This is a genomic window from Croceivirga sp. JEA036 (genome assembly GCF_011882165.1).
In the GTDB taxonomy this organism is placed as follows: domain Bacteria; phylum Bacteroidota; class Bacteroidia; order Flavobacteriales; family Flavobacteriaceae; genus Croceivirga.
Window position 1 is genome coordinate 328,244 of record NZ_JAATON010000001.1, and the last position, 15,308, is coordinate 343,551.

Sequence of the window (15,308 nt, forward strand, 5' to 3'; positions counted from 1 at the left end):
TACTACAAAAAATTACAAGTGAATAAGTTTTATTTTAATCAAGAACAGGAATCTTATGACGCTATTGTTGTAGGATCTGGTATTACAGGAGGTTGGGCTGCGAAGGAATTATGTGAGAGCGGATTAAAAACCTTGTTGTTAGAACGTGGACCAATGGTAGAGCATATTAAGGATTATATTACGGCTCATTTAGATAGATGGGATTTTGAGTATGGGGGAGAAATTTCTCTTGAGGAAAAGGCGAAGAAACCCAAACAAAGTAGAACTCCTAAAGGAAAAAGTGCCGATTCTAGCCACTGGTTTGTAAACGATTTAGAACACCCCTATAACGAAACAAAACCATTTAATTGGATGCGTGGCTACCATGTTGGTGGGCGTTCCATTACCTGGGGTAGACAGAGCTATAGGTGGAGCGAACTAGATTTTGAAGCTAATAAACTAGACGGGCATGGGGTAGATTGGCCTGTTCGCTATAAGGATATAGCACCTTGGTATGACAAAGTAGAGCGCTACATTGGCGTTTCTGGAGAAAAATTGGGTTTATCCCAGCTACCGGATGGTCAATTCTTACCAAAAATGGAACTGAATTGCGTGGAGCAGCATTTTAAAGAACAAGTGCATCAGCACATAGATGGTAGAGTAGTTACCGTAGGTAGGGTAGCGCACCTTACCGGTGATTTAAAATTTGAAGGTAGAACCAAATGTCAATACAGAAATAGATGTTCTAGAGGTTGTCCTTTTGGGGGCTACTTTAGTAGTAACTCTAGTACATTACCTGCGGCAGAAAGAACAGGTAATCTAACCTTAAGGACAGACGCTGTTGTAGCAGAAGTCATTTATGACCCAGATACAAAAAAGGCAAGTGGTGTTAAAGTAATAGACCAAGTTACAAAAGAAAGCTACGTATATAAAGCCAAAGTAATATTTCTCTGCGCATCTGCCGTAGCAACTGCTGCTATTCTAATGCAATCCAAATCAGACAGATTCCCAAACGGTATGGGTAATGATTCTGACCAACTAGGAAGAAACATTATGGACCATCATTTAGGGTCAGGTGCCAATGGTAGATTTGATGGTTTTGATGATAAATATTATAAAGGTAGAAGACCAAACGGTGTCTACATTCCTAGATTTAGAAATTTAGATGGTGCATCTAAAAGCACAAATTACCTCAGAGGGTATGGTTACCAAGGAGGTGCAAGCCGTAGAAACTGGCAAGAATCCATTGCCGAATTTAAAATGGGACCAGACCTAAAAGAGGCTATCTTAAAACCTGGGGGTTGGGCTATGGGTATTGGTGGTTTTGGAGAAATTCTGCCCTATCAAGACAATAGAATGACGTTAGATTACAATCAGCTAGACCAATGGGGCTTGCCCACGGTAACTTTTGACGCGGAAATAAGAGACAATGAAATTAAGATGAGAGAGGATATTATGGTGCAAGCAGCAGAGATGTTAAAAAAAGCTGGTGCTAGGAATGTAAATACGTATAATAGCAAGTACAATATGGGGCATGGTATTCATGAGATGGGTACAGCTCGTATGGGGCGGGACCCCAAAACGTCGGTGGTGAACGGTCATAATCAAATTCATGAGGTACCTAACGTGTACGTAACAGACGGCGCATTTATGGCATCGTCTAGTTGTGTAAATCCATCTTTAACGTATATGGCATTTACGGCAAGAGCAGCCAATCACGCAGTACATCAACTTAAAAACGGCAATATCTAATGGAAAGAAGACAGGCCTTAATACAAATGGGTAAATCCTTAGGCTATGTAGTAGCTGTACCTTCATTTATAACAGTTTTAGAAGGATGTAAAACCAGTGAGACATCTCCTTGGAAACCGCAATTTTTTACCCAAGAACAAGGTAATATATTGGTTGCAGTTATAGATAGTATTTTACCAAAGACAACTACCTTATCAGCATCAGAAGTAAATGTGCATGTATTTCTAGACAAATTTGCAAAAGAAGTTATGCCTAAAAATGAAAAAGAGGAATTTAAGACAGCCATTACGACTATTGGTAACATGGCGATGAAAAATTCGCAAAAAGAAAACCTAATGGAAGTATCCTTAGAAGATGTTACTCGAGTTTTACGACAAGCGTTTGGTGAAGAGGAAACAGTGCCTTATCTAAATCAAATAAGAAACCTAACTATTTGGGGCTATAAATGTACGGAGTATGTGGGCGAGCAATTATTAGCCTATGATCCCATACCGGGACAATACATAGTTTGCCAAGATGTAAATGAGCTTACAGAAGGTAAGGCATGGGCACTTTAATTCGGCTATACACCAAAAGGAGCTAAACTTTTTACAAAGTAGAAAATTAATTCTATTTAATTTCGATTTTTAAAGTGCACCTAAACATTATATTAGGTGCATTTTTTATAACAATACGTGTTTAGTGTAAATAAATAAGATAATGTATAGCTAGTATTTTTCGGCTATTAAAAGGTATGCAAGGCAACAAATGTGCTAAATACTAGTACACATGTTTAGGTTGTTGTGAGTATTCCTTGGTATGCTTTAGTTTTAAAATTATTACACAAACTAAACCATGTACACTACCAAGATTTTAAGTCTATTTATAATAGCAAGTCTTCTGTTATTTAGTTGTAGCAGTCAAGACATAACTCCACTACCAGACCAAAATTTCAATTTAGGTTGGTTGTTTGCAAAAGGCGATAAACCAACGGCAATGCAAATAAACTATGATGATACAGATTGGCGCAAACTGAACTTGCCGCATGATTGGGCCATAGAAGGCCCCTTTGATTCGCAATACAATGCTAGGACTGGAGGGTTGCCTGTACACGGTAAGGGTTGGTATCGCAAACATTTTAAAATTGACCCACAGCACAAGTGGAAGTATATTTCGATAGCGTTTGAAGGGGCTATGAACAATACCAAAGTTTACCTTAATGGAGAGCTAGTAGGGGAGCGGCCTTTTGGCTATATAGGTTTTGAATTTGACCTTACCCCACACATTAACTTTGAAGGGGATAATGTGTTAGCAGTAGCTTTGGCCCCAGAAGATTTGGCTTCTAGGTGGTACTCAGGAGCAGGAATTTATAGAGACGTCCATCTAAAAATCAACAATCCAATACATGTGGCACAATGGGGCACCTTCATTACAACGCCAGAAATTACTAATCAAGAAGCTAAAGTTCATGTACAAACAACCCTGAAAAATACTACAGAAGGCAATGAGACAATCAACTTAGTTTCTATTGTAAAAGATGAAAATGTAGTAGTGACTACAGAAAATAAAGAGGTAAATCTTAAGGCAAACAGTGATAATGTGGTAGTAACAGACCTCCGAATTGCCGCTCCAAAATTATGGGATGTAGAAGCACCAAATTTATACCAATTAGAAACTCAAGTTTGGCAAGGAGATACTATGGTGGATGTTTATCATAGTTCTTTTGGCGTACGTACTATAGCATTTCATGCACAAAATGGTTTTCAGTTAAATGGTAAACGTGTGGATTTTAAAGGGGTTTGCATGCACCACGATTTAGGTCCATTGGGTGCCGCGGTAAATTATAGAGCAACGGAGCGCCAAATGGAAATTATGAAAGCGATGGGTGTAAATGCCATCCGTACCAGTCATAATCCACCTTCTTCTGCACTTTTGGAGATTTGCGACCGTATGGGTTTATTGGTAATAGATGAAGCTTTTGATGAATGGCAAATTGGTAAAGTGCCTAATGGTTACAACAAGGTGTTTGACCAGTGGCATGAGCGTGATTTAAGGGACATGATTAAGCGAGATAGAAATCACCCTTCCGTAATCATGTGGAGTATTGGGAATGAAATTTTAGAACAAGGCAGAAAAGAAGGTTGGAAAGTGGCTAAAATGCTAAATGATATTTGCCATGACGAAGACAATACAAGGCCTACCACCGCAGGATTCAACTATTATCCAGCTTCTTTTGATAATCAATTGGCCATGCAAATAGATGTGGTTGGATTAAACTATAAACCAAACGGTTATATAGACGCTAAGACCAAACATCCAGACATGATTCTTTACGGTTCAGAAACCTCCTCGCAAACCAGTAGTAGAGGTGTTTATGACCTGCCTATAACGGGAGAATTAACCAATACAGATTTACAAGTTTCTTCTTATGATGTTATCAATGGTCCCCCATGGGCATACCCGCCAGATGTAGAATTTGATACCCAAGCAGCAAATCCATATTTGTTGGGAGAATTTATGTGGACGGGCTTTGACTATCTTGGAGAGCCCACTCCGTATGGAGGTAGGGATAATAGTACTAATGGATATTGGAATGATGATTGGCCTTCTCATGCCTCTTATTTTGCTCCTGTAGATTTAGTCGGCCTTCCTAAAGACCGTTTTTACTTATATCAAAGTCAATGGACAACAGCACCTATGGTTCATGTATTGCCACATTGGAACTGGGAAGGGAAAGAGGGGCAACAAATACCAGTTTTTGCGTATACTAACGCAGAAGAGGTGGAGCTTTTTGTGAACGGAAAATCATACGGGAAAAAGAGAAAAGGTGTGGATATCACTAAAATACCTGCAGAATATAAAGGTTTTCCAAAAGGGGATTACGAAACCAAATACCGTTTAAGGTGGGATGTTCCGTACACTCCAGGAAGTTTAAAGGTAGTTGCTTATACCAATGGTAATGTGGTTGCAGAAAAAGAAATTAAAACAGCTGCTAAAGCTTCTAATTTAAAATTAGAAGCAGATAGAAATGCCATAAACGCTGATGGCCTTGACCTTTCCTTTATTACCGTAAGTGTAGTGGATGCAAATGGTACACTTGTGCCAAAAGCCAATAATTTAGTGCAATTTAGAATAGAGGGTGATGGTGCTTTGGCAGCTGTAGGTAATGGAGATTCTGCTTCATTAGAATCTTTCCAAGTACCATTTATAAAAGCCTTTAGCGGTAAAGCAGTGCTTATAGTAAAAGGAAATGGGCAAGTAGGAGAAATTAAAATAACCGCCAGTTCACAAGGATTAGAGGATGAAATAATCACCATAAAAACAGAATAAAATGTTTCGTTATTGTTGTATGCTACTTGTTTTTTGCTGGTTTTTTGTGGGTAACTCACAAAAGCAAAAAGTACAACCCAATATCATTGTTATTCTTACGGATGACCTAGGTTGGGCAGATGTAGGCTTTAACGGCGCAACGGATATCCCTACACCCAATTTAGATTCTTTAGCAAAGGAAGGTGTCATTTTTGAAAACGGTTATGTCTCCCACCCCTATTGTAGCCCTTCTAGAGCAGGCTTATTGACTGGGCGCTATCAAGCGCGTTTTGGACACGATTGTAACATGCCTTATGACGGCGAAAATGATGCTTCCGTAGGAACCCCCTTAAAAGAAAAGATGATAAGCGAAGCGCTAAAAGAACAGGGATACGCTACTGCTGCCATTGGAAAATGGCACGTGGGTGACCACACGGATTTGCATCCGCCAAAGCAAGGTTTTGACCATTGGTTTGGTTTTGCTGGTGGAGCTATGAATTTTTGGGGTACACCTAATGACCCATTAAGAACAATCTATAGAAATAATGAACCGGTAGACCCTACGGAACTGTCTTATCTCACAGATGATTTTACAGAAGAGGCTATGACCTTTATTAAAAAACAGCAAAACAATTCATTTTTTATCTATTTAGCCTATGATGCACCACATGCTCCAGACCATGCAACACCACAATACCTTAAAGAAACCGAACATATAGAATATGGAGGCAGGAGTGTTTATGCCGCCATGGTCAATGGTGTAGATTTTGGCGTAGGTAAATTAGTGCAACTACTAAAAGACTTAGAGCTCTATGACAATACCATTTTGGTGTTTTTAAGTGATAACGGCGGACGGGCAGTACACGCAGATAACAGGCCTAACAGAGGGCATAAAGGAATGCTTTTTGAGGGTGGAATAAAAGTACCTTTCTTTATGGTTTGGCCAGAGAAACTCAAAGGAAATCAGCGGTACACAAATATGGTGAGTGCCTTAGATTTATATCCTACTCTTATTGAAGCTGCAGGGAAAAAGTCAGCAACAGAACCACAATTAGACGGTGTTAATTTAACTCCCTTTTTAACTAAAGAGAAGGAAGAAGCGCCCCATCAAACCTTGTATTGGCGCTCCGTGGGTGGGTTTGAGTATGCCGTGCGTCATCTGGATTATAAGTTATACAAAAGCGCTTATAAGGATAAAACCATGTTATTTAATTTAAAAGAAGATGTCTTAGAACGCTATGACTTAGCAGAGGAGCATCCAGAAATAGTGGCAGAACTAGAAAAACTGTATACTGCTTGGGATGCTAAAAACATACCGCCAGGATGGGTAGACCCGCATCCAGAAAATGTCATAAAAGAAGAGGAAAAATTACAGGCTACACGTAGAAAATCACTTCATCCAAAAAAAAGATAATCATGCTACAAAAACTAAACTGCACATTACTAGTTTTTGGTATGTTTTTATTGAGCGTAAATGCCCAAGAACAACCTAACTTTATTTTTATCCTAACGGATGACCAGCAATATGGGATGATGGGCTGTACTGGTAATACCATTGTACAAACTCCTAATTTAGACCAATTAGCAGAAGATGGGGTCCTGTTTACTAATGCTCACGTCACCAGTGCTATCTGTACGCCTAGTAGGGCTAGCATACTAACAAGCCAGTTTGAACGTAAGCACGGCATCAACTTTAATTCGGGCACCAGTATGTCTCCAGAAGGTTGGGCAAATACGTATCCGGTTGTTATGAGAAATAACGGGTATTATACGGGGTGGGTAGGTAAAAATCATGTGCCCGTTGGGGAAGGCGGTTATATGTCTGGACTCATGGAAAAAAGCTTCGATTATTGGTATGCAGGGCATGGCCACTTGAGTTTTTACCCCAAAGACCGACATAAAATTTTTGAAGATGCCGAATCGGATACTCAAGTAGAAGTAATTGGTGAGGGGATTACCGATTTTTTATCTAATGAGCAAAAGCTTAAAGGAGCCATCACCTTTTTAGACAAACGGCCAGCGGATAAGCCGTTTATGTTATCGGTCTGTTTTAACCTGCCACATGGCAACGGCACCTCTTCTATGCAGCAAAGAGAGTCCGATGACGAAATCTACAAATCCCTCTATCGCGATAAAGACTTGCCATTGCCAGAACACTATGTGGCTAAAGCGGATATAAAAACGCCAAAATTACCAGAAAGCATACATAGAGCTTACGACAGGCAAACCGGATATGATTATGTAGACATGCCAGAAACATTAAAGGAACGCTACACCAGGCAACTCCAAGCCATGACGGGGATAGACCGTTTGGTAGGGCACTTACGTACTACGCTTAAAAAACAAGGATTAGACAAGAATACGGTCATTATTTTTACATCTGACCACGGGTTGTTTATGGGGCAATTTGGCCTTGGAGGCAAGGCTTTTTGCTACGAGCAAACCACCCATGTGCCAATGATTGTGTATAATCCTGCAGAGAAAAAGAAAAAAAGAGGCATCAATTCAGATGCACTGGTGCAAAGTATAGATCTAGCGCCCACCATGCTTTCTCTAGCAGGAATTACGGCACCAACCACCTATCAAGGTAAGGACCTTTCTAAGTTGCTTGCTGGGAAATCTTCAGAGGTTCGAGATTATCTGTACACAGAGAATTTATGGTCTACACAGTTTGGTAATCCCCGATGCGAAGCAGTGCAAAATAAGGAGTGGAAATACATTCGCTATTACAAGAACGAAACCTTTTCTGCCAAGAAAAAAATTAAAGCAGCCCAAGCTTTAGGTGTGAATGTCAACAAGATGTTGTACAAGGTCAACGATATAGATTTGGCCCAGTACCGTGCCTTTGTAGAAGACCCTTTGCAATGGGAGAAGCCTGTTTACGAAGAGTTATATTATTTGGCAACAGACCCCAAAGAAACTACCAATTTAGCTGCTAAAACTGCATACCAAGATAAGTTAAAAGATATGCGAAGCATTTGGGCAAAAGAGATTAAAAACGCTAGGGGCACGGAACCACCCATGGTTTTACGCTATACAGCTGACAGCGAAGCAGAGAAGGGGAAAATCATTCAACCTAAATAAATGAAACAAGCAATTTGTTTATTGGTATTGTGGCTGTTTTGGGGTAACGCAACACTAGCACAAAACTTTAATGTTTTAGATTACGGTGCGGTGGCAGATGGTATCAGTTTAGATACCCAAGCAGTACAAAATGCTATTGATGCGTGCCATGCTAATGGTGGTGGTAAAGTTTTTATTCCTTCAGGAAAAACAGTGCGCATAGGTACTATTTATCTAAAAAGTTTTGTAACCCTGCATGTGGCCAATGGAGCGGTGCTATTAGGCAGTCCAGATATAAAGGACTACGCCACAGATACCCATAAAAATATGTACAAGAATGAGCCGCATATGGACCGTTGTCTCATATTTGCGGAGGATGCGCAAAACATAGCTATTGAAGGCTATGGTACTATAGATGGTAACGGATACACTTCTAATTTCACAAAGAAAAAAGGAGGGAGACCCATGCTTATCAGATTCGTAAATGTTACAGATATACGGGTAAATAATATCACCCTGCAAAATCCTGCAGCCTGGACATCTGCTTGGTTGTATTGCTCAAATATTGCAGTCAATGGTATTAAAATACACAGCAGAGCGAACGGTAATGGAGACGGATTAGATTTTGATGGCTGTACTAATGTTAGTGTAACCAATAGTTTTTTTGATAATAGTGATGACAGTATTTGCATACAAGCTTCTTTACCAGAAAAACCCGCTAAAAATATAGCGGTAAGTAATTGCCATTTTACAACCAAATGGGGCGGCATACGCATTGGATTACTTTCTAGGGGTGCTATTTCTTCCGTAACTGTTAGTAATTGCACGTTTAGAGATATCCAAGATTCGGGGTTAAAAATTCAGCAATGCGAGGGTGGAGAAATGAAGAATATGGTGTTTTCTAATCTAGTGATGGAAAACGTGCCACGACCTGTTTTTATGACTTTTACTCAGCAACGTGCTTCTGTAGATACCCCAGAAGGAACATTAGAACCGCTATCTCGCATGCATAATTTTAGCTTCAATAACATCATCGTAGATAACACAGAGGGTGATAAAAATGCCGCTTTTTTTATTACTGGATATCCGGGACATGCCATTGAGCATGTTTCCTTAAGCAATATCCAATTTACAGTTGCGGGCGGTGGAACAAAAACAGATGCACAAAAGCAAATCCCAGAATATACTCAAAAAGTTTTAAAAGGATGGTGGCCAGAATTTGGCTTGGTAGGTACGTTACCTGCTAGTGGCATCTACGCCCGGCATATTAAAGGATTTTCGATAGATAATTTTAAAATGATAAGCCTAAAGCAAGATGCTAGGCCTATGGTTCAAGTTAAAAATGTACATGAGGCTACCTATGAAAATTTGCAATACAACGGAGCCGTAATAGCGAAAAAACAAATAAAACAAGAACGATGAAATACTTAAATACCCTAGTTGCTCTACTCTGTTGTTTTCCATCGTTCTTAACCCATGGTCAAATAGCTAAAGAGCGCCCTAATGTGCTATTGATTTACACCGATGACCACAGGTACAGTGGTATACAGGCATTAATGCAACAAGAAGTAGAAACGCCCAACTTAGACCAATTAATTGCAGAAGGGATAAGTTTTGATAAAACTTACCTAATGGGGGCTTTTACAGGAGCCACTTGCACCCCTAGTAGAGCCATGCTTTTAACCGGTAAACAACTATTTAATTTAGAAGGTCAGGGGCATACCATACCGCCTACGCACGCCACATTGCCGCAAACCTTAGAAGGTGCGGGGTACCATACGTATCACGTAGGTAAATGGCACAATGATATGGCCTCTTTGGCACGGATGTTTAAAGACGGTGCGCGAGTTTCTGGAAAACCAGCCTACCTAACAGACCAATTTAGAATGCCTTTTAGCGATTGGAAAAAAGAGGGCTATTATATAAAAAAAAATAGCTATTTGTTGCAATACGATGCTGAAGGAAATACTGTAAAAATACCAATTACAGGAAATGAAAAGAAAGGACCTGTAGCTACAGAAGCTAATGGTCCGCATGTTTCTGAAGTATTGGCAGATGCGTCTATCGATTTTTTAGAGGGATATAAAAAAAGAAAGCCATTTTTTATGTATTTGGCATTTCCTACGCCGCACGACCCTAGACAAGCTCCTAAGGCGTTTAAAGACAAATATCCTCCAGCAGAGATTCAATTATCACCGTCCTTTATGGCTCAGCATCCGTTTGATAATGGCCATATGGTACTGCGAGATGAAGAATTAGCACCTTGGCCAAGAACGCCTGAAATAATACAGGAACATCTTTCAGATTACTATGCAATTATCACCCATTTAGATGCACAAATTGGAAGGGTAGTAGCTGCATTAAAAACACAGGGATTGTATGAGAATACATTGATAGTTATGGCAGGCGATTCTGGTTTGGCTGTGGGCAACCATGGTCTTATGGGGAAACAAAATATTTATGATGAAGATGGCATTCACGTTCCTTTTATCATTTCAGGAGGCGCTTTAGCCAATTCCTATAAAAATAAGCGCATAACCTCCTTTGCCTACATCCATGATATTATGCCTACAGTTTTAGATTTGGTGGGTGTTCCAGTACCCGAAACCGTAGATGGTAAAAGTTTAATGCCCTTATTAGGGGCAGATGCTAAACCGGTAAGAGAAAGTACCTATCATGCGTATTTACAATTTCAACGCGCCTACAGACAAGGAGATTTTAAACTCATAGAATACGTGCGTGCACCTAATAAAAAAGGTTCACTATCGGGGTCTAGGGTAACGCAATTATTTAATATAGCAGAAGACCCTTGGGAGCGGTTAGACCTCTCTGCAATGCCGGACTATCAACCCATTTTAAGACGTTTACAAACAGCCATGCGCCAAAAAGCAATTCAACTAAAAGATGTGGCAGATACAAAAAGAAGCGTCACTCATTTTTGGGATTATTACAATTAAAAAATAAATGCACACAAATGAACCAGACTAAACAACAACGCCTCTACCTAATTGCAGGTGCTTTTTTATTAAGTTTCTATGGATTACTGGCCCAAGAATTACCGTTTGGATATCCGGTGACAGCGAGAACCAAAACAAATTTAAATCAAGGATGGAAATTTTTTCTAGGACAACCAGAGGCCGAATTCTATGACAAGAATTTAGATGATGCCCAATGGCAATCCGTAAATGTTCCGCATACCCTGGAACTTACTTCTTTAACACTAGATGGTCTTAAAGATGATAAGGTGCAATTAGAATTTCACCGTAAGGTAGGTTGGTACCGTAAAGATTTTATGGTGCCGCAAAACCAAAATAGGGTGTTTTTAGAGTTTGAAGGGGTACACCAAGTAACTGACGTTTGGGTAAATGGTACGCATGTAGGCCAACATGCTACCGGAGGTTACACGCCTTTCCATTTTGATGTTACTGATTTTGTACAAAAAGGAGCGATGAATCAGATAACCATAAAAGCAGACAACCGCAGGAGTATGGTGACTCCGCCAGACCCAGGACCGTTTGATTATGTAAAATTCAGTGGTCTATACCGTGATGTGTATTTGGTAGAAAAAGCTCCAGTACATATTGGTTTTAACTGGGAAGGTAAAAGAGCTGGAGTAACGTTGACCACGCCAACGGTAGATGTGGTGAACAAGAATACCACCATCCAAGCGGTAACGGAGGTGAAAAATACCTCAACCTCAAATGAGGAAGTTACGGTAGTGACTAGAATTATAGATGAAGAAGGGATTGTGGTAGCTAAAATGCTTCAAACAGAAACTATCTTAGCCAATGGCAAGCAGTTATTTGACCAAATTACCAGCTTAGAAGACGATGTTCATTTTTGGGATGTGGATTCGCCTTATTTGTATCGTGTAAACACAGAAGTAATCCTTAATGGAAAATCGGAAGACGTTGTAGAAAATAAGTTAGGGATTCGCTCTTTTAAATTAGACCCAGAAAAGGGTTTCATTTTAAACGGTAAACCTATCAAACTTATTGGTTTTAATAGGCATCAGCAATATCCATACATTGGCGATGCAGTTCCCAATGCATTGCATTACAAAGACATGTTGCAGTTTAAGGAATTTGGCTTTAACATAATGCGTACGGCACATTATCCGCAAGATGATGCCATTTTAGAAGCTTGTGATGAACTAGGGATTTTGGTTTACGAAGAAGCGCCCTCATGGATTTCTATCAGCAATGAACCAGAATGGTGGTCTAATTTTGAAAAAGCAGAACGCACCATGATTCGCAATCATAAAAACCACTCTTCTGTGGTTATTTGGGGTGGGGGTATTAATCACAGAGGGTACGTGCCACGAGTACATAATGTTGCGAAACAAGAAGACCCAACTAGACTAACAGCCTCCCAAGGAGCACGTTGGACGGGTTGGCAAGCCTCTGGTTTAACAGATATCAATGCTAATATGCTTTATGGCCCTTTTATTTGGGACAGGTCGGAGCCCATGTTTGCTATGGAAGGGCACTGGGGACCAGAATCTCTTGGAATGTACCGTAAAGACCAGTTAATGACTGGGCTCATTTCCTGGACGGCGCATGCGTATTACACTTTTCATCCAACACATACGCGTGCCAATGACCCAATTGACCGTACGCGTAGTGGTGCAGAAACCATCTTTAGATATCCAAGACCTAGGATGCAATGGTATAAAGCAGAGTTGTTAGAAGAGCCCTTTGTCTATATTGTAGAAGATTGGAAACAAGGACAGGATTCTATAACCATTTACAGTAATGCTCCTAAAGTAAGCTTGGCTGTAAATGGTAGGCAAATTGCACAAGGGCAACCTGCCAAGGATTCTGTGTATCAAGGGCTACATCATGCTCCGTTTATATTCAAAAATATCGCCTATAAGGAAGGGGAACTGGTGGCTAAAGCAGAATATACGGACGGTAAAGTTTTGACAGCCACTAAAAAAACACCTGGGAAAGCCTGCGCCATTCAATTAAAATTAGACACAGAGGGTCGGCAATTTGTAGCTGATGGGGCAGATATTTTAGTTGCTTATGCCACGGTAGTGGATAAAAACGGAACGGTAATACAAGACTTTAAAGACAAGGTGAAGTTTACCGTGCAAGGCGATGCTAGTGTAATTGGAGACAATGCTGATATCAATGCCAATCCTATGTTTACAGAATATGGTGTAGCACCCGCATTGATAAAAGCAGGTACAACTGTAGGTAACATAAAAGTTAAAGCAGCTGCGAAGGGCTTAAAATCAGACACACAAACGGTACAATTGATAGCCAACCAAACCAATGAGATGGTAAAAAAGGCACAGCCTATATATGATTTTGCCAAGGAACGGGTAGACCTTGGCGCTACAGACCAGTTGGTGCAATTTGGGTGGAATTTTTGGCTTGGTAAAGACGGTGAAAATACAACGTATAAGCTCAATAATTTTGGGGATGCCCATGTTTCATTGGTGCCTAAGAGTGAAGACGGTATTGTACGTTGGTTGGGTGAGATGAATGTGATTGGTAAATATGGTTTTGTGTATGGCGATGGTATTTTAGGGATTGATGCAGAAGGTATTCAATTGCAGTTTAAAGGATTGAAAAAGGGAAAATATCGTCTTAAAACCTATCATCATGCTCCAAAGAGTAACTCGGACCAAATGGACCCCAATAAAGAAAAGCTTAAGAAGATTCGAATTTTAGATATTCCCTATGAAAATATGATTAGCGTAAGTGTAGGTGGTACCTCTAAGCAAGTGACCGTTACCGAAGGTAAAAGCATGCAATTTGATGCGCCTGGCCAAAATAGCATTGAATTTGAAGTGATGGATCATGAAAGCATTAGCGTCCTTTTTAAAGGTCCTCAAGGAAAAGGAATTTGGTTAAATGGATTCGTTTTACAAGAATGGAAATAACCTATAACTATTACGTCTTAAGCCTAGCGATGTTACTAGGCTTTTTTGGCTATGGGCAAAATGTGCATAAGGGTTACGGACCACCCATACCGCCTATGGGGAAACGTTGGGTAATGAATCCAGATTTCTCTGACGAGTTTAATGGTACTGCATTAGACACTACCAAATGGTTAGACCACCACCCAACTTGGATAGGAAGAAAACCTGGTTTATTTATGGCCTCTCAGGTTACGGTAGCAGACGGTTATTTACAGTTAAAGGGAGCACACATGGGTAAAGATACTTTGGTTAATGCCTATGGTAAAGTGGATACATTCAACATTAAAGGTGCTGCAGTGGTTTCTAAAAAGAAAATCCAATTTGGGTATTATGAAACTCGGGTAAAGGCAGCAGCTACTACTATGAGTACTACCTTTTGGTTTTCTACGGTAGGCAATTTTAAAGGACCTAAAGACTGTGATTCCTATGGGTTGGAATGGGATATACACGAATCTATTGGTAGAAAAGGGGATTTTGATGGTCAGTTTTTTGCAAGCGGTATGCACGCCAATGCTCACTTTTGGTATAACGATTGTGAGGGTAAGCGCCATGATTTTAGAGCGCCTCAAGTACGTTTTGAAGATGAAAGGCTAACATCTGAAGATTTTAATGTCTATGGGGGCTGGTGGAAGAATGAGAGCGAAGCCAGTTTATACTATAATCATAGACCACCTAAGCATCAACGTTTTTATGATAAAATAAAGCAACAACCTTTTGATCAACCCATGTATATGCGCTTGGTCTCAGAAACTTATCCGTATCCTTGGATAGCCCTGCCTAATAAGGAAGAATTGGCAGATAGTACTAAAAATGTAGTGTATTATGATTGGGTTAGAGCTTATCAATTGGTTCCAGTGAACCAGTATTATGCTAATGCTGATTTAGAAAGAGAATTGAAATTGTATCAGGAGGGTATCTATTTTAATGCTGCTAACATCACTTTAACTTATAGTCCACAATTAAAAATTCCCATGAACTATAAAGCCAATGAAAAACGATTGTTGGTTGTAGAACTTTGGAATGCTCAGGATAAAAAGTTAATGGAGAGCAGTATGGAGGTATTGCCTGGTTTTGGACACTTTCAATTTGACCTTTACCCAAAAATGAATTTAAAAAGAGAAGAAAATTATAGAATTAGCGTTAAGCTAAAAAGCTTAACCTCTAATGACCCCAAAGTTTTAGATTACAATACCATCATCTTGAATTTAGAGTAAAACAAATGGTTAGTAATAGTTGTTCTGATCATTTAGCTCTTTAAAAAGGCCATTTGTTCTAAGTAATCTGTTGAAACAGA

9 protein-coding genes are annotated in these 15,308 nt (G+C 39.8%); all 9 read left to right on the plus strand.

The genetic code is table 11. The features are described 5' to 3' along the window. Positions 1 to 18 precede the first annotated feature (18 nt). The 9 genes from HCO57_RS01195 to HCO57_RS01235 all read left to right on the plus strand — a co-directional run bounded on the left by HCO57_RS01195 (position 19) and on the right by HCO57_RS01235 (position 15,228). On the plus strand, positions 19 to 1,731 hold the full coding sequence (locus HCO57_RS01195) for a GMC oxidoreductase (RefSeq protein ID WP_167987472.1): 1,713 nt from the start codon (positions 19 to 21) through the stop codon (positions 1,729 to 1,731). Then, complete coding sequence (locus HCO57_RS01200) at positions 1,731 to 2,288, plus strand: gluconate 2-dehydrogenase subunit 3 family protein (RefSeq protein WP_167987473.1); 558 nt, start codon at positions 1,731 to 1,733, stop codon at positions 2,286 to 2,288. The genes HCO57_RS01195 and HCO57_RS01200 overlap by 1 nt, the downstream gene beginning before the upstream one ends. A 277-nt stretch (positions 2,289 to 2,565) precedes the next feature. Next, positions 2,566 to 5,040: a beta-galactosidase GalB gene (gene galB / locus HCO57_RS01205; RefSeq protein WP_167987474.1), complete on the plus strand. Its 2,475-nt coding sequence runs from the start codon at positions 2,566 to 2,568 to the stop codon at positions 5,038 to 5,040. A 46-nt stretch (positions 5,041 to 5,086) separates the two neighbouring features. Continuing rightward, positions 5,087 to 6,433 carry a sulfatase-like hydrolase/transferase gene (locus tag HCO57_RS01210; protein WP_317171092.1) on the plus strand — a complete coding sequence of 449 codons (1,347 nt, stop codon included), beginning with the start codon at positions 5,087 to 5,089 and terminating at the stop codon, positions 6,431 to 6,433. A 2-nt stretch (positions 6,434 to 6,435) separates the two neighbouring features. After that, positions 6,436 to 8,103 (plus strand): sulfatase-like hydrolase/transferase, encoded by a 1,668-nt coding sequence (locus HCO57_RS01215; protein WP_167987476.1) that lies wholly within the window; start codon positions 6,436 to 6,438, stop codon positions 8,101 to 8,103. Continuing rightward, entirely contained in the window at positions 8,104 to 9,504 is a 1,401-nt protein-coding gene (locus HCO57_RS01220) for a glycoside hydrolase family 28 protein (protein ID WP_167987477.1), read from the plus strand. Then, a complete protein-coding gene (locus HCO57_RS01225) occupies positions 9,501 to 11,039 on the plus strand; it encodes a sulfatase-like hydrolase/transferase (RefSeq protein ID WP_167987478.1) in 1,539 nt (512 codons plus the stop codon). The genes HCO57_RS01220 and HCO57_RS01225 overlap by 4 nt, the downstream gene beginning before the upstream one ends. 17 nt (positions 11,040 to 11,056) lie before the next feature. Further along, entirely contained in the window at positions 11,057 to 13,975 is a 2,919-nt protein-coding gene (locus HCO57_RS01230; RefSeq protein ID WP_167987479.1) for a glycoside hydrolase family 2 TIM barrel-domain containing protein, read from the plus strand. Next, a complete protein-coding gene (locus HCO57_RS01235; protein ID WP_167987480.1) occupies positions 13,966 to 15,228 on the plus strand; it encodes a family 16 glycosylhydrolase in 1,263 nt (420 codons plus the stop codon). Before HCO57_RS01230 ends, HCO57_RS01235 begins: the two co-directional genes overlap by 10 nt. Positions 15,229 to 15,308: the final 80 nt, after the last annotated feature.

Excerpts from the sequence above, each read along its gene's own strand:
- HCO57_RS01200 (WP_167987473.1), top strand. The coding sequence starts at position 1,731 with ATGGAAAGAAGACAGGCCTTAATACAAATGGGTAAATCCTTAGGCTAT.
- galB (WP_167987474.1), top strand. The coding sequence starts at position 2,566 with ATGTACACTACCAAGATTTTAAGTCTATTTATAATAGCAAGTCTTCTG.
- HCO57_RS01215 (WP_167987476.1), top strand. The coding sequence starts at position 6,436 with ATGCTACAAAAACTAAACTGCACATTACTAGTTTTTGGTATGTTTTTA.
- HCO57_RS01220 (WP_167987477.1), top strand. The coding sequence starts at position 8,104 with ATGAAACAAGCAATTTGTTTATTGGTATTGTGGCTGTTTTGGGGTAAC.
- HCO57_RS01225 (WP_167987478.1), top strand. The coding sequence starts at position 9,501 with ATGAAATACTTAAATACCCTAGTTGCTCTACTCTGTTGTTTTCCATCG.
- HCO57_RS01230 (WP_167987479.1), top strand. The coding sequence starts at position 11,057 with ATGAACCAGACTAAACAACAACGCCTCTACCTAATTGCAGGTGCTTTT.
- HCO57_RS01235 (WP_167987480.1), top strand. The coding sequence starts at position 13,966 with ATGGAAATAACCTATAACTATTACGTCTTAAGCCTAGCGATGTTACTA.